This is a genomic window from Salinisphaera aquimarina (genome assembly GCF_042643355.1).
Classification (GTDB): domain Bacteria; phylum Pseudomonadota; class Gammaproteobacteria; order Nevskiales; family Salinisphaeraceae; genus Salinisphaera; species Salinisphaera aquimarina.
This window is the reverse complement of sequence record NZ_JBHRSS010000006.1, coordinates 17,919-32,530: the sequence shown is the minus strand read 5'-3', so window position 1 is coordinate 32,530 and position 14,612 is coordinate 17,919. Positions and strand designations below refer to the sequence as shown.

The window sequence follows — 14,612 nt, the reverse complement described above, 5'->3', positions numbered from 1 at the left end:
ACCTGCCTTTCGATCTTCGGAGAACACAATGCAAGACATCGTAATTGTAGATGCGGTCCGTACCGCCATGGGCCGCTCCAAGGGCGGCATGTTCCGCAGCACTCGCGCCGAGGAACTGTCGGCCGAACTGATGAAGGCGCTGCTCAAGCGCAACGACGCCATCGATCCGGAAACGATCGAGGACGTGATCTGGGGCTGTGTCCAGCAGACCAAGGAACAGGGCCTGAACATCGGCCGCAACGCTGCGCTGCTGGCCGGTCTGCCGCATGCGGTGGCCGGCCAGACCGTGAACCGCCTGTGCGGTTCCTCGATGCAGTCGATCCATACCGCGGTCGGTCAGATCGCGGCCGGCATCGACGGCATCTTCATCTGCGGCGGGGTCGAGCACATGGGCCATGTGCCCATGGACTACAACGTCGATATCGCCCCGGCGCTGTCCAAGTACGTTGCCAAGCCGGCGGCGATGATGGGGCTGACCGCGGAGATGCTGTCCAACATGCACGGCATCGACCGCAAGGCACAGGATGCCTTTGCCGTGGCCTCGCATCAGCGCGCGCACAAGGCTAACGTCGACGGTGAATTCGACGACGAGATCGTGCCGGTGCGCGGTTTCGATGCCAAGGGCCACGCCATGATGTGCAACCGCGACGAAGTAGTGCGTGGCGACGCAACGCTGGAAAGCCTCGGCGCCCTGCGTCCGGCCTTCAACCCGCGCGGCGGCACGGTTACGGCCGGCAACTCGTCGGCCATTTCCGACGGTGCGGCGGCGGTGCTGGTGATGTCGGCGGCCAAGGCGAAGAAACTGGGCCTCAAGCCGATGGCCAGGATCCGCGGCATGGCCGTGGCCGGCTGCGATCCGTCGATCATGGGCCGCGGGCCGGTGCCGGCGAGCAAGAAGGCGCTGGAACGCGCCGGGGTGTCGTTGGCCGATATTGAATATATCGAACTCAACGAAGCCTTTGCCGCTCAGAGCCTGGCCGTGCTCAAGGAACTGGGCATCGAGGATCGCCAGGATCAGATCAACGTGCGTGGCGGCGCGATTGCGCTGGGCCACCCGCTGGGCACGTCGGGTGCCCGGATCACCGGTGCGCTGGCACATATTCTCGAAGACAAGGATGCCACGATGGGCCTGGCGACCATGTGTATCGGCATGGGGCAGGGCATCGCAACCGTGATCGAACGCGTCAACTGATCACGCTCGTAATAGGTGCGCGGCAGGCGCCGCGGTCGTGATTCTTTCGTGAAGATCGAAAGACAGCGACATGACACTCTCGGATCGGCAAATACGATAAAGCGTGTTTGTCGGTCGGGATTCGATTCGAGCCGGTGTGTTCACCAACTCATTCGAACCCGAATCCGCACGATCTGACCGCCCCGGCGTGACGCTGGGGTCGGTGGGGTGTCTTCACTACGAGGTTTAGAGATGAACAAGTTACACAGCAGCCTGATTGCCTGTGCTCTGGTCGGGGCCGCGTTCTCGGCATCGGCACAGCAAGAGGCGACCAAGGATTATCAGAAGTATCTGGACCGGACGATGGATAAGTCCACCATGGATATGCTGGATATGAACGCTGACGGCGTCATCACTGCTGAAGAATTCAGACAGTTCTATAACGAGATATTCGGCATGATGGACAAGAACAAGGATGGCAGGATCATGGCCGACGAAAGACCAAAAACCATTCGCCCCGACGGCTGAGCGGCTACGTCTGGATAACGCCGATCATGGCGGTGGTGACAGGGCTTTTGCGATGACGCCGAATGCTGAAGCGTTGTCGGGAGATACACGAATACGCGTCAACTTGCCGCGGTTACGTGAGCAATGGTGTGTCCTTGGGACGGGAGCTTGCCCTGTCTTTTGATTGTCCTCGCGGTTTCGGGCCGCGAGGGCCTTCGCGAGGACGGTATATACATTACATTTCTGCCATCTCGACGAATTAGACAGGAATCGATCCTGTTTACAAGGATTTTCGGGTAGCATGGTCTCATGAAATCATGCATTGCTCCGGGGCTTTTGCCGTTCGTCTGTCTGTTGTTGATGCTGGGCGCGGCCGGTGCCTGGGCCCAGACTGACGCCGCGGGCGCTACCGCGCCGCAATCCCTCCGGCCAGCGGTCGCCCCGCCCGCCAACGCAAGGGAAACCGACAACAGCCACCAGGATTTCGCCACCTATCCGCTGATCACCGATCGGATCGCCCAGCGCGGCGGCATCAACGGCAATATATCGGCCACTCGTACGGTCGAGGGCGCGCTGACCCAGTCCACCTATCAGCTCTCCACGGACACCCCGGGCACGGATATCTGGCGCAACTACGAGCAGCGTCTGGGGACGGCCGGTTTCGATGTGCTCTATCAATGCGAAGGCGATGCCTGCGGTCCGACGTTCCTGCGCGCATCCCCCGGCTATCGCGCCGCGGGCAGTCTGTTCGACCGACCGCTGTCGGCACAGCACTATATCGCCGCCCAGCGCACCGACAGCGGCGGTGATGTCTATACAAGCATCCAGACCGCCGATACCGACGACGGCGTCGTGATCCAGGTCGATACCCTGCGCGTCAAGCCGCGCGAGATCAGCGCGATTTCGGTCAACGCCGAACAGATGAGTCAGGAACTCAATACCAAGGGACGGGTGGCGCTCTACGGCATCTTCTTCAATACCGACAGTGCCGAAATCAAGCCGGAATCCAAGCCGACGCTCAACGAGATCGCGAAACTGCTGACAGATCGTCCCGATCTGCGCCTGCTCGTGGTCGGCCATACCGACAGCCGAGGTTCGTTCGACTACAACATCGACCTGTCGACCCGGCGTGCGAAAGCGGTCGTCGACGCGCTGGTGGATGAGCACGACGTGGATCGCAGTCGTCTCAAACCCTGGGGCGTCGGCTATACCGTGCCACGGGCAAGCAATGACAGCGATATCGGCCAGGCCAAGAACCGGCGCGTGGAACTGGTCGTGTGGTAGCGCCCTCGGCGACCGGGCGTGCCTCTTGCTGATGCACTGCCGGCGGCAGCGGTACGTCGACAGCGGATCAGCGTAGCGAGAAGACCACCGGCACAACCAGTTCCAGCCGATTGCGGCGCATCGACGCGGGCATACGCGGTAACGGCTGCGAGCGCGCCACCATCTGGCGCGCGGCTTCGTCGAGCATGTCCGAGCCGGAGCCGTCGAGAATGCGCGTATTGATGATATTGCCGTTGGCATCGATCACCAGATAAAGCCGAACGGTGCCCTCGACCTCGTCGTTGCGCGCAGCCATCGGATATTGCTTGTGCCGCGACAGCCAGGCCCGCAGCCGCACGATATAGTCGTCGGTGGCCTGTTCGCTGGAGCCCGATGCGCCGTTGCTCTGCTCTGGAGCTGTAGTGGTGCTGGTCAATTCCGACACGTCGGCGGCGCGTGCGGTGACCTGTTCCTCGGGCCGGATCGCTTCGGTGACGTTCTGGGGGCGGATGGTCACCGCGTCGGCCACGCGCGGGGCCGCGACCGAGCCATCCTCGGGACTTGAAGTCTCGGACGCATCGGGCGACGGCGCGTCGGCCACGTCGCTCTGATCGCCCGGCGCCGGCTGGGGGCCGATATCGGTGGCCGCTTCGGGCGCCTGTTGCACGGCGTCGGCGCTGGCCTGCGGGCTCGCGGCCGGTGCCGGTTCGGGCGCGCTCGGAGCCCGTGTCTCGGTCTGGGCCGCCTCGATGGGCGCGCTTTCGGCCGGGCTCTGCGGTGGCAGGCCCGGCTCCAGCGTATCCAGCGACACCATGACGCCGCGGGGGGCCTCGTCGGGCTGGCGGGGCGATAGATCGCCGATCAGGAACAGGCCGAGTAGACACAGATGGGCGACGCCCGCGACGGCGATGGCGAGCAGCCATTGGCCGCGCGAGATATTCATTCGCTGTCGGTCGTCAACGTGATCAGGCGCAACTTGGTCGCGCCGGCATCGCGCAAGGCGTGCATGACCGCGACCACACGCGTGGCGTCGCCGCCGCCATCGGCTTTCAGCCGCAACGGCCAATCCGGATGGGCGTCGAGTTCGCCGCGCACGACGTCGGTCAGGGCATCCAGTTCCACGGGCTTGCCGTCGAGAGCCAGGGCGCCGGTCGAGGACAGCTGGACTTCGATCGCGCTGGCATCGGCAGCGGCCTCGCTCGCCGATCGCGGCGGGTCGACCTCGAACGGCTGGGGTCCGGTGATCCGGCCGGCGAGCATGAAAAAGATCAGCAGCAGAAATACGACGTTGGTCAGCGGCAGAATCGATTCGTCACCGTTGTTGCGCGCGCGATGTCGGCGGGAGAAACGCATCGACGGCCTACCTGCGCCCGCCGCTGTCCATCAGCGATAGATTGACGGCACCGGCGATCGATAACGCATCGAGAATCCGGACGGTGTCCTGCAGGCTCACCCGCGTGGCCGGTCGCACCAACACCCGCCGCTGGGGATTGTCGGCCAGCGCAATCTTGACCCGCTGGGTCAGCTCTTCCAGGCCCACGTACTGGCCGGCAAAACGCACGCCGTCCAGACGGACGTCTACCAGTAACGCGCCCTGCAGAGCGGGCTTGGCCTCACCCTGGGTCGGCGCATCGAGCACGATCGAGTGCAGATCCGAGAAACTCGAGGCGAGCATGAAGAACAACAACAGAATGAAGACAACGTCGATCAGCGGCGTCAGGCTGACCAGCGCGCGCGGGCGTCGGCCGCCGAGGCTGTCTTTAAATGAACGGGGTGTGGTGGTCGTGCTCATCGTCTTCGTCTGCCAGCGACTGATTGGGCGCGCGGGTCACATCGACCGTGAATATGCGCGTTACGACGCTGTCCATTTCGTGGGCGGCGCGGTCGACGGCGCGCTCGAGCCAGTTCAGGGCCACGATGGTCGGCATGGCAACGGCCAGGCCGATTGCGGTGGTCAGCAGTGCCTGCCAGATACCGCCCGACAGCAATGCCGGGTTGACCTGGCTGCCGGCCTGCTCGAGGTCGCGAAACGCTTCGATCATGCCTAGCACGGTGCCGAACAGTCCGAGCAGGGGGGCCAGCGACGCGATCACTTCCAACGGCCGCATGTGGCTGCGCAGCGATTCGAGCATATCGCCACCGAACTGCAGAATCTCTTCGCGTAGCACCGGTTCGGGTACGCCATGCCGCGCCTGCAACTGAATCGCGCGTGCGAGTACACGGGAGGCGGGGTTGGGTGAGCGCCGTGCCATTGCCATGGCCGCCGCGGCGTTGCCGGTTCGGTAGATGCCGAGCGCGCTGCGCGCGGTGCGCCGATCGCTCAGGCGCACGCGCCGGAACTGGATCATCTTGGCGATCACGATGGTGGCGGCGCCGATCGACATCAGCACCAGCAGCACCACGACCGGACCGCCCAGGAACACGATATTGTTCAGCGCGTCGCCGATCTGGGCGACTTTGTCGATGAAAACGTTCACGAATGGATGCTCCCGAGAACCATGGGCGATATCCGGCCAGGCATACCGATCTACTTGATGAAAGGTGTATTGCCGCGCTGAGAAACCGAGATCAGCGACAGACAGTCATCGCGAGCGCCGTCGCTGTCACGGCATTCGAGTACATCGTTGAGCAGCAGTTGCCCGATGTCACCGCAGGCGAGATTCTTGATGTCGAATACTTTCAGGCTGGTCTTCTGCGGCGCCATGGGGGCGATCTGCACGGCGAGGCGCCGGGCGACGATGCCGTCGTTGTCGAACATCACGACGTCGAGTTGAAACGCATCGAAGCGGGTGTCGGTCAGATTCTGGGTCACGAGATAGGCTCGACAGGCCCCGTCGACCGGTTCGAGCTTGTTGAGTTCGACCTCGACGCCACCACCGGCGCTCTCGGAGGCGGCCTGCGCGATCGCGCTCCCGGTCGTGATGACGAGAACAGCCGCAACCAGCATGCGTATCAGCATAGATTCTTTCCCGATAGAACGCCTTTTATGCGGCGTTTTTCTTTCCCCAGAACTCGGCTGGACATACTCATCGTCATCGATCAGTCGCCGCCCCGGTCGCGAACGCGATCAGATCGCGAGCGTCCTTGTTTTATTTGATCTTCTCAGTATTGCTGGCTGCATCGGCAGACGCAACCATTGGCACCCGCCGCGCCGACGCGGTGGCCACATCGACAGCTTTTGTCGGACCGGCCACAATGACCGGCTTATGACGACATCGGGAGCGTTGACGTGGCAGTGATTTCGCGGATGGTGGAGCAGGGGCACCAGCAGGTGTGTCATGTCTGGGACGCGGCTACGGGCCTGCGGGCCATCATCGCCGTGCATTCCAATGCCCTGGGTCCCGGCGTGGGCGGGGTGCGTATCCGCGATTATGCCTACGAGGCCGACGCCCTGACCGACGTACTACGTCTATCCGAGGCAATGAGCTACAAGGCGGCCTGTGCCGGCTTGCCCTGCGGCGGCGCGAAAGCCGTGGTCATGGCGCCGTTTCCGGCCGATCGGCGCGCCGGCATGCATGCATTGGCGCGTGCCGTGGATAGTCTCGGTGGGCGTTATGTCGCCACCGAGGACATGGGCATGGGCGAGGCGGATATCGCCATGCTCAATGAAGTCACCCGTCATGCCGTGGGGCGCAGCATCGCGGATGGCGGTTCGGGCGACCCATCGCCTTATACCGCCGATGGCGTGATCGCGGGCATGCGGGCGGCCTTGCGCGCGGCCGGCGACGACTCGAATTTCGCCGGGCTGCGTGTTGCCGTACAGGGCTGTGGCAGCGTCGGGTTCGCCGTGATCGAGCGATTGATTGCGGCGGGCGCCGAGGTGCTGGCGTCGGATATCAGCCAACAGGCCTGCGATCGCGCGGCCCGCGCCGGCGCGACCATTGTCGGCAACGACACGATTCTCGACCAGGCCGTCGATGTGCTCGCGCCCTGTGGCGTAGGCGCTATTCTCGATGAGCGAACGATCGGAAAGCTCAAGTGCCGCGTTGTGGCGGGCGCGGCCAACAACCAGCTTGCAACCGATGCCGACGGCACGCGTCTGGCGGAACGCGGTATCGTCTATGCGCCCGATTTTGTCATCAATGCGGGTGGTTTGATCAACGTCAGCGACGAGATCGAGCCCAGCGGCTACGACGCGCAACGTGTCCATGAACGCGTGGCTGCGATCGAAACCACGCTGGACACGATCTTCGCCGAGGCGGCGCAAACCGGCAATACCTCGGCCATGGTCGCACTGGCGCAGGCGCGGGCGCGTGTCGCCGCGGGCTGAACAGGCCCGACGCGCCGCTATCGTGTCCCGGGGCTACGACGGACTACGCTGCAGGGCATTTGCAAAATGGCGGTTTAACCGATCTCGGATATGGCTTCCAGGCCGTCGTACATCTGCCGGAAGTGATTCTCGACCCGGCGCTTGTCGGCGACGATGGCCAGGTTAAAGGACTCGGTAAGCCACTGGACAATCTCGTCGAATTCGTCGTCCGACAACGATGATTCACGTTCGAAAGCGTACTCGCGCCGACCACGAATGCTGGCTGCCGCAGCGGCACGCACATGCTGCGACAGTTCCACACGGCGATCGGTGTCGGCCTGTTCGAAGCGTTGCCCGGCTCTGTTGTAGATTGAGATCTGACACGACGCATGCCCTCGGTAGCGCCAGTGCTGCCGGACTTGCCTGGCCTCGATGCTCGCGGTGTAGTTCACCTGATAGCGCTCCTGGCCGCCATCGATGAAGCGCAGAAGAAAATCGTACCGTTGTGATTTCAGCGGCAGAAACAGCCGCGCGCCTGCGCCCCGCCGTCTACACGGTTGGAATGGGACACGTAAATCGCTTGTCTGCATGACGGGGCCCTCGTTCACCGAACCCGCGGACTGTTTGTCTTGTTTATTGTGTCTGAAAGTTCGCCGATCCCGATTCCTGTTTACACCATGGGAAAAAATACGGAAATACCGGTTCAGCGACGGGTGAGCCGGTTCTGCTGACTTAGACGTGGCCTCGAATGCCGGTTCGTGCCGTGTATGCCTTGGTACGTAATGCAAACCGCAAGCTTCGGCCCCGAACACCTCTTGCAGATATGAATATATCGCATCCGTGTTTCTACCTATGAATCCTTCGGTAAACACGGCTTGAGCCGCGGCGCAGCGAGGCCGGGTGGAAGGCGCAAAACTTAATTTTACTGGCTGGTACAAGCATACGAACAGCACCGAAATTCTTGGTACCACGCCGGGTGTCTGATCGCGGGAAACCGGCGCAGGCACCCATGAAAAAAGCCGCGCCGGATGCTAGCCGGCGCGGCTCTTCGAACGGGCGGTCGGCCGGTGCCGAGCAGTACGCATTCAATCAGGCAGCGTTATCCCACACCGGTGCGAAGGATGGGTCGATGATCCGCCCGTCCGGTGAATGCAGGCCGGCGACTTCCCGCATTTGCTCGTCGGTCAGTTCAAAATCGAAGATATCGAAATTGCTGGCCACATGTGCCTTGCTCGATGAGCGCGGAATGGCGATGACGTTGCCGTGCTGAACCAGCCAGCGCAGGGCAACCTGTCCACCGTTCTTGCCATGGGCCTTGCCGATGCGCTCCAGGGTTGGATCCTTGAACACGCGGCCCTGGGCCAGCGGGCAATAGGCGGTCAGCGCCATCTGATGCTCGGCCAGGGTGTCCAGCACCGGCTTCTGGCTCAGGTAGGGGTGATATTCCACCTGATCCGTGGCCAGCGGAGCGCCCGCCTGCGAGACCGCTTCGTTGATCAGCGCGCTGGTGAAATTGCTGATGCCGATATGCCGAACCAGCCCCTGTTCGCGGACCTCGTTGAGCGCAGCCAGGGTTTCCTTAAGCGAGATTTCGGGATTCGGCCAGTGCAGCAACAACAGGTCCAGATAATCGGTATCCAGCTTGCTGAGACTTTGCCGAACCGAGGCCTGCAGGTCGCCATCGGCGAACTGGTCGGTCCATACCTTGGTGGTCAGAAAGATATCCTCCCGTGCGACACCGGACTGTTTGATGCCTTTGCCCACCGCCTGCTCGTTCTTGTAGGCCTGGGCGGTATCAATATGCCGATAGCCGACATGAAGGGCGTGCGCGACCATTTCCTGTGCATCGTCGGGTTCCAGTTCGAACGTACCGAACCCGATGGCAGGAATGTCGGCGCCATTGGCGTTGACGTGTTGCATTGAATGCTCCTGTATTGACCAACCATGGGTAGGTAAGGACTATTACCGCTGGTTTCAACACGAGGCCCTCGATGCGCAAGCAATTGTACGGATGTAGCAAACGTGGCTGAGCGAGGACGCCTGGCGACGGTGTTGAAGCTCGAGCCGGGCGAATTTGCCCCGGTAGGGTGGTCGTTTGCCTATTTCTTCTGCCTGCTGTGCGGTTACTACATCCTGCGGCCGGTGCGTGACGAAATGGGTATCCAGGGCGGCGTGGATGCGCTCGCCTGGGTGTTCTCGGGGACATTCCTGCTCATGCTGGCGGTGGTGCCGCTGTTCGGCTGGGCCGTGGCGCGTTTCTCGCGACGCGGGCTGGTGACCGCGAGCTACGGGTTCTTCATTGCCAATCTGCTGTTGTTCTTTGTGTTGATGCGGCTGGATGTGGCGCCGGCATGGGTAGCGCGTGCCTTTTTCGTATGGGTGAGTGTGTTCAATCTGTTCGTCATCTCCTTGTTCTGGAGCGTGATGAACGATGTCTTTTCGCAGACACAGGCACTACGCCTGTTCGGGCTGATCGCCGCCGGCGGCAGTGTCGGCGCGATAGCCGGGCCCGGATTGACGACGATTCTGGCGGAGCGCATCGGGCCGATAAACCTGTTGCCGCTGTCGGCCTTGTTTCTGGCCGCGGCCGTGGGCTGCGCACTGGCGGTCATGGCCTCGCCCGGGGCCCGCGCCGCGCGTGGCCGTGCCAGCGAGCGGGTGCGCGGTGAAAGCGTCTGGGCGGGCGCGACGCATGTGGCGCGCTCGCCGTATCTGCTCGGTATCTGTTTTTTCGTCGTCTTCTATTCCGCGCTATCGACCTTCCTGTATTTCGAGCAGGCCCGCATTGTGCAGGATGCGTTTTCCAGCAGCGCGCAACGCACGCAGGTGTTCGCGGTGATGGATCTGGCGACCAACACGCTGACTCTGTCGCTGCAGTTCTTTGCGACCGCACGGCTCGTGGCCTGGCTGGGCTTGCCGTTTGCGCTGGCCCTGATCCCGCTCGCCGTCGCCGCGGGTTTCGGTCTGCTGGGGCTGGCGCCGACGCTGACGGTGCTGGTGGTGTTCCAGGTCATACGGCGGGCCGGCAACTATGCAATCACCAAACCGGCCCGCGAAATGCTGTTCTCGGTGGTCAGCGCAGAGGACAAATACAAGGCCAAGAATTTCATCGACACCGTGGTGTATCGCGGCGGCGATGCGGCGTCCGGCTGGCTATTCACCGGCCTGTCGGCGCTGGGCCTGGGTCTGGCGGCCCTGGCCTTTGCCGCGGTGCCGCTTGCCGTGCTCTGGGCAGGCGTCGGCATCGCCCTCGGCCGTGCACGGATACAACATGAAGAATCTACAGTAAGTAGATGAAATAAAATATAAATAAGAAATATAAAGGAGTCCATGTCATGACCGGATCAAAAAAATCGATTGTCCAGGATTTCGGCCGCCGACGGGTTCTACAATACGGCGCAGTGGGCGCCGGATTGGCACTGATGCCGTGGCAGATGAGTCTGGCGCAGATGACCTCCGACGACGCGACCAAGGCAATGCGAACACGCAAGATACCGTCCACGGGCGAGATGCTGCCGGTGATCGGCATGGGCTCGTCCGGTTCGTTTTCCACCCGCAGCGAAGACACGCTCGCCGATCTGCGCACGGTGATGAAGCGATTCGTCGCCATGGGCGGCACTTTGGTGGATACCTCGCCCACCTATGGCAACGCCGAGACGAATATCGGCGCGATCGCCCGCGATACCGGCGTGCGCGATGCGTTGTTCATGGCGACCAAGGTGCATATCAATGGCCGACAGGCAGGTATCGACCAGATGGCGCAGTCCACCGAGGCGCTCGGCAAGCCGATCGATCTGATGCAGATCCATAACTTCATCGATCTCGAAACGCAGTGGAAGACGCTCGAGCGGATGAAGGCCGACGGCCAGGTGCGTTATATCGGCATCACTCATTATCTGACCAGCGCGTTCGAGGAGCTCGAACATCAGATGTCGACCAAGGATATGGATTTCGTGCAGTTCAACTACTCGATCATGACGCCGGACGCGGAACAGCGTCTGCTGCCGCTGGCTGCCGATCGCGGTATCGCGGTGCTGGTGAATCGTGCTTATAACGACGGTCGTTTCTTCAGTCAGGTCAAGGGCCGGGAACTGCCCGACTATGCGCAGGAATTCGATTGCTTCTCCTGGGGCCAGTTCGCGCTCAAGTACGTGCTGGCCAACGACGCCGTCAACGCGGTGATCCCGGCCACCAGCGACCCCAAGCATCTCGAGGACAACATGCACGCGGGCTACGGCGCGCTTCCGGACCGGGCAATGCAAAAACGCATGCGGGAGACGATTGCGGCGATGTGAGAAGGGCGGCCGTCAACACGTCTTGAGCGCGAAACGGATCACGCCGGCATTGCTGTAGCCGCCCGGCTGATGGATGTGACGTGCAGCGCAGCTCGCCCGGTTGCATAGGCTCACGCCCAGAAGCCGATATCGAGCACACTTCGTGCAATGTTCGATGCGGTCAGCGCGATTCCGGGGATCGCACCGGCTATTGCCACATGGATGCTCTGGACCACCCGAGCGACCTCGGCCCGTCGGTGGACATTCAGCTTTCCTAGCACCTGCTCGGTGTGGTGGCGTGCCGTGTGTGCGCTCACGCACAGCGTCCGGGCGATTTCTGCATTCTGCATGCGCTGGGCGAGCAGAAGCGCGACATCGGCTTCTCGACGCGTCAACGCGAATCGAGTGCGCAGCTGATCCGTTGATGGCAGAACAGGTCTGCGGCGATCCAGTGCCACCAGCAGAAGCCGCTGGTGGGGCGCCGTCGCGAGGCTTTCGGGGGCCGGTATGAAAACCGCCCGGACGCTGTAACAGTGTGTGGCCGCCAAGTGTATCGTTGTGGCGGGCTGGCCGTCCGCCATCAGTTTGAACCCGTTGTGCGCTGCTTGTGTGTCTGAACAGATCGACTGTTCATGCGCGATTTGTCTGGCGGCCGTGAAAACCTGCATCTGCAGCGGCGCGACTTCCTGAATCAGGATCGCGGCCAGTGCCGCGGTGCGATGGATCTCCTGCCCGTTTGCATCGAACAGGATCAACGGCAAGCCAAGCTGGTCCAGCGCCGTCATCCACGCGGCGTATCGAGTCGATATGGGCCTGGCAGAGCAAACACCGGATCGGGTCGCACGCATTGCGATCTCCAGAAGTGTGTCAAGCAGGCGGACGGCCCCCGTACAGATCCTATTACTCGACGGGCGGCGCCGCAAAGACTGACCTTGCGCAATCGAAAAAATAGGCTGTTTCTGCCCATGCGCTCCGAGAAAACACGGCGATAGGATTATTTCGGCTATGAGCACACTGCGTGTGCGGTGACCGGAGCCCGTCATGTTTTGTATTGGACTCACACTCGGCATCGGCCCGGAGGCGATGAAATCCCGGCAGGCGACGCGGGTGGCCATGCGCTATCCCGCGCCCACGCCGGACAAGCGGCTTGTCGGCCAGCCCGGACTCAGGATCGAAGCATGCGGTGCCAACGGCAGGGCGGTTTTTCGCCGCCGCGTTGCGACCCAGCCGTTCGAATCGACGATCGAAGTGGCAACCCGTGCGTCGGATCGCTCGTTCGAGCGGCGTACAGCCGGTGACGGTGGGGTCGTTTTTCATGCCGTGATTCCGGATCGGCGTACCCACGGGACCGTATCGCACCCGGCCAAGAGTCGAGACGGCGGTTCGCCAACGCGACGTTGAAAGTTCGTTACCGAATTGTTGTGCCGTATCTGCCGAAACGGGGGGCGTCGAAAAATTTCTGAATACGGCGAAGAAACAAGGCTCTAGACGGATGTTGTGCCAGATCGCTTGAAGAAGAACTGCGCTTGGACAATCAAGAAAAACCACTTTCAGAGGCCCGGCGCGACTCGTTCGGCGCTACGGCTTCTTCAATCGGCCTTGTCAGGGGCTAACGGGGTAGACCATGTTCACGAAGATCAATCATATCGACGGTGTAACCGGCGACGATGAGATTCTTTTCTCGACGCCATTCGATTATTTTTTTCCCGAAGCAGCGCGTTCGCGACTTTGCCGGCTGCCGGAAACCGAGGCGACGGTGGCCGGGCTCAAGCGGCTCGGAGACCTGATGGCGGACCCGGGCGAGATCGGCGACCCGCAGGAATCGTTCGATTCAACTATTCCGGCCGCGTTCACCTATTTCGGCCAGTTCACCGACCACGACATCACCGCGCGCACCGACCGCGAAGGCGCGGTCAGCGAAATCGGCCGTGCCGAACCGGTCCGGCCTGCCGACCCGGATTTCGTGGTCGCCAATATGCGCAACGGGCGCCGGCCACAGTTCGATCTCGACAGTGTCTTCGGCGACGGGCCCGGCCTGGCCGGCGCATCGGCGGCGGCGACCACCCAGTCGCAGCTGCTCTACGACAGCGATCTCAAGCTGGTGGCGTTCGCAGATGGCGATCGCGTCGATCTGCCGCGTGAAGCGGGCACGCATAACGCCATCATCGCGGACGCGCGCAACGACGAGAACGTCATCATCGGTCAGCTTCAGACCGCGTTTCTGCGCTTCTATAACGCGGCGCACGATGCCCAGCCGGGCTCCGACAACAAGCAGAAATACATCCGCGCGCGCCAACTCGTGCGCTGGGCCTATCAGTATGTGGTGGTCAACGACTATCTGAAACAGGTGTGCGACCCGGCAGTGGTCGACGACACGCTCGCCAACGGGCCGCGCTTCATCGGCGCGACGTCGGGCAAGGGTGCAGCGTTCATGCCACTGGAGTTCTCGGCGGCCGCCTATCGTTTCGCCCATTCCATGATCCGGCCGTTCTACCGGCTCAACGCCACCTCCGGCGAAGTCGGTATCGGCGACCTGCTGGGGCCGGCCGGCAGGGCGACGAATTTCGATGCCAGCGATGGCCAGCTGATCCCCGCGCGGGTTGTCGATTGGTCCCTGCTGGTCGGCAGCGGGTCCGGGGTGCAGATGGCGCGCAAGATCGACTCGAAGATCTCCCGGGGCCTGTTCACGTTGCCCGTGGGTGGACGCGCGACCGACCCGGTACTCCGACATCTCGCCCGCAGCAACCTGCTGCGAGGCTATAGCCTGAGTCTGCCGACCGGGCAGGCGATCTGCGACGCGTTCGGCATCCTGCCGCTGAGCACCGCCGACATCAAGGACGGCGAGAGCCCCGAGATGGTCGAGATGCTGGAGGATACGTATTTCGATCACCGCACGCCGCTGTGGTATTACATCCTGCGCGAAGCGGCGGTGCAGCAGGATGGCAACCGGCTCGGCGAAGTCGGTAGCCGGCTGGTGGCGGAAACCATGGTCGGTCTGGTCAAACAGGACCACAACAGTTATCTGAACAACCTGCACGACGACGCCATCGATATCGAGCTGGGGGTGACGCTCGATGAATCGAGTGCAGCCGTGGGCGGTCTGGCGGGACTGCTCGATTTTGCCGGCGTCTCGAACGTTTGCAGCTGA

The 14,612-nt window shown here is 62.5% G+C and carries 16 protein-coding genes; 8 read left to right on the top strand and 8 right to left on the bottom strand.

Annotated features, from left to right (window positions below; translation table 11 throughout):
- Positions 1-28 precede the first annotated feature (28 nt).
- The 3 genes from fadA (at position 29) to ACFOSU_RS12835 (ending at position 2,962) form a co-directional block, all read left to right on the top strand.
- A complete protein-coding gene (gene fadA, locus ACFOSU_RS12845) occupies positions 29-1,192 on the top strand; it encodes an acetyl-CoA C-acyltransferase FadA (RefSeq protein WP_380690240.1) in 1,164 nt (387 codons plus the stop codon).
- Positions 1,193-1,423: 231 nt separating this feature from the next.
- Positions 1,424-1,699 (top strand): hypothetical protein, encoded by a 276-nt coding sequence (locus ACFOSU_RS12840; protein WP_380690238.1) that lies wholly within the window; start codon positions 1,424-1,426, stop codon positions 1,697-1,699.
- Positions 1,700-1,987: 288 nt separating this feature from the next.
- On the top strand, positions 1,988-2,962 hold the full coding sequence (locus tag ACFOSU_RS12835; protein ID WP_380690236.1) for an OmpA family protein: 975 nt from the start codon (positions 1,988-1,990) through the stop codon (positions 2,960-2,962).
- Between the two features lie 67 nt (positions 2,963-3,029).
- Here the strand turns inward: ACFOSU_RS12835 and ACFOSU_RS12830 are convergent, their stop codons facing one another.
- Genes ACFOSU_RS12830 through ACFOSU_RS12810 form a run of 5 tightly spaced genes read right to left on the bottom strand, consistent with a single transcriptional unit; the run spans position 3,030 to position 5,900 of the window.
- Positions 3,030-3,884 (bottom strand): energy transducer TonB, encoded by an 855-nt coding sequence (locus ACFOSU_RS12830; protein WP_380690234.1) that lies wholly within the window; start codon positions 3,882-3,884, stop codon positions 3,030-3,032.
- Positions 3,881-4,294: an ExbD/TolR family protein gene (locus ACFOSU_RS12825; protein ID WP_380690232.1), complete on the bottom strand. Its 414-nt coding sequence runs from the start codon at positions 4,292-4,294 to the stop codon at positions 3,881-3,883. The genes ACFOSU_RS12830 and ACFOSU_RS12825 overlap by 4 nt, the downstream gene beginning before the upstream one ends.
- A 7-nt stretch (positions 4,295-4,301) precedes the next feature.
- Positions 4,302-4,733 (bottom strand): ExbD/TolR family protein, encoded by a 432-nt coding sequence (locus ACFOSU_RS12820; RefSeq protein ID WP_380690231.1) that lies wholly within the window; start codon positions 4,731-4,733, stop codon positions 4,302-4,304.
- Positions 4,702-5,418: a MotA/TolQ/ExbB proton channel family protein gene (locus ACFOSU_RS12815; protein ID WP_380690229.1), complete on the bottom strand. Its 717-nt coding sequence runs from the start codon at positions 5,416-5,418 to the stop codon at positions 4,702-4,704. The genes ACFOSU_RS12820 and ACFOSU_RS12815 overlap by 32 nt, the downstream gene beginning before the upstream one ends.
- Before the next feature lie 50 nt (positions 5,419-5,468).
- Entirely contained in the window at positions 5,469-5,900 is a 432-nt protein-coding gene (locus ACFOSU_RS12810) for a Tat pathway signal sequence domain protein (protein ID WP_380690227.1), read from the bottom strand.
- Positions 5,901-6,170: 270 nt separating this feature from the next.
- Between ACFOSU_RS12810 and ACFOSU_RS12805 the strand changes: the two genes are divergently transcribed.
- Entirely contained in the window at positions 6,171-7,211 is a 1,041-nt protein-coding gene (locus ACFOSU_RS12805; protein WP_380690225.1) for a Glu/Leu/Phe/Val dehydrogenase family protein, read from the top strand.
- Between the two features lie 74 nt (positions 7,212-7,285).
- Here the strand turns inward: ACFOSU_RS12805 and ACFOSU_RS12800 are convergent, their stop codons facing one another.
- Positions 7,286-7,642, bottom strand: a complete 357-nt coding sequence (locus ACFOSU_RS12800) for a hypothetical protein (RefSeq protein WP_380690223.1) — start codon at positions 7,640-7,642, stop codon at positions 7,286-7,288.
- Positions 7,643-8,279: 637 nt separating this feature from the next.
- Positions 8,280-9,110 (bottom strand): aldo/keto reductase, encoded by an 831-nt coding sequence (locus ACFOSU_RS12795; RefSeq protein ID WP_380690221.1) that lies wholly within the window; start codon positions 9,108-9,110, stop codon positions 8,280-8,282.
- A gap of 102 nt (positions 9,111-9,212) precedes the next feature.
- Between ACFOSU_RS12795 and ACFOSU_RS12790 the strand changes: the two genes are divergently transcribed.
- Together ACFOSU_RS12790 and ACFOSU_RS12785 are read left to right on the top strand one after the other, a co-directional pair.
- Positions 9,213-10,487 (top strand): NTP/NDP exchange transporter, encoded by a 1,275-nt coding sequence (locus ACFOSU_RS12790; RefSeq protein ID WP_380690219.1) that lies wholly within the window; start codon positions 9,213-9,215, stop codon positions 10,485-10,487.
- Between the two features lie 38 nt (positions 10,488-10,525).
- Complete coding sequence (locus ACFOSU_RS12785; RefSeq protein WP_380690217.1) at positions 10,526-11,485, top strand: aldo/keto reductase; 960 nt, start codon at positions 10,526-10,528, stop codon at positions 11,483-11,485.
- Between the two features lie 110 nt (positions 11,486-11,595).
- On the opposite strand, the gene ACFOSU_RS12780 is transcribed toward ACFOSU_RS12785, so the two are convergent.
- Positions 11,596-12,249, bottom strand: coding sequence for a response regulator transcription factor (locus ACFOSU_RS12780; RefSeq protein ID WP_380690215.1), 654 nt, complete (start codon positions 12,247-12,249; stop codon positions 11,596-11,598).
- A gap of 256 nt (positions 12,250-12,505) precedes the next feature.
- Between ACFOSU_RS12780 and ACFOSU_RS12775 the strand changes: the two genes are divergently transcribed.
- On the top strand, positions 12,506-12,865 hold the full coding sequence (locus tag ACFOSU_RS12775) for a hypothetical protein (RefSeq protein WP_380690213.1): 360 nt from the start codon (positions 12,506-12,508) through the stop codon (positions 12,863-12,865).
- A gap of 223 nt (positions 12,866-13,088) precedes the next feature.
- Positions 13,089-14,612: a peroxidase family protein gene (locus ACFOSU_RS12770; RefSeq protein WP_380690211.1), complete on the top strand. Its 1,524-nt coding sequence runs from the start codon at positions 13,089-13,091 to the stop codon at positions 14,610-14,612.

Coding starts and splice junctions, on each gene's coding strand:
- ACFOSU_RS12840 (WP_380690238.1), top strand. CDS start 1,424: ATGAACAAGTTACACAGCAGCCTGATTGCCTGTGCTCTGGTCGGGGCC.
- ACFOSU_RS12795 (WP_380690221.1), bottom strand. CDS start 9,110: ATGCAACACGTCAACGCCAATGGCGCCGACATTCCTGCCATCGGGTTC.
- ACFOSU_RS12810 (WP_380690227.1), bottom strand. CDS start 5,900: ATGCTGATACGCATGCTGGTTGCGGCTGTTCTCGTCATCACGACCGGG.
- ACFOSU_RS12770 (WP_380690211.1), top strand. CDS start 13,089: ATGTTCACGAAGATCAATCATATCGACGGTGTAACCGGCGACGATGAG.
- ACFOSU_RS12830 (WP_380690234.1), bottom strand. CDS start 3,884: ATGAATATCTCGCGCGGCCAATGGCTGCTCGCCATCGCCGTCGCGGGC.
- ACFOSU_RS12835 (WP_380690236.1), top strand. CDS start 1,988: ATGAAATCATGCATTGCTCCGGGGCTTTTGCCGTTCGTCTGTCTGTTG.
- ACFOSU_RS12785 (WP_380690217.1), top strand. CDS start 10,526: ATGACCGGATCAAAAAAATCGATTGTCCAGGATTTCGGCCGCCGACGG.
- ACFOSU_RS12780 (WP_380690215.1), bottom strand. CDS start 12,249: ATGACGGCGCTGGACCAGCTTGGCTTGCCGTTGATCCTGTTCGATGCA.
- ACFOSU_RS12775 (WP_380690213.1), top strand. CDS start 12,506: ATGTTTTGTATTGGACTCACACTCGGCATCGGCCCGGAGGCGATGAAA.
- ACFOSU_RS12825 (WP_380690232.1), bottom strand. CDS start 4,294: ATGCGTTTCTCCCGCCGACATCGCGCGCGCAACAACGGTGACGAATCG.
- ACFOSU_RS12820 (WP_380690231.1), bottom strand. CDS start 4,733: ATGAGCACGACCACCACACCCCGTTCATTTAAAGACAGCCTCGGCGGC.
- fadA (WP_380690240.1), top strand. CDS start 29: ATGCAAGACATCGTAATTGTAGATGCGGTCCGTACCGCCATGGGCCGC.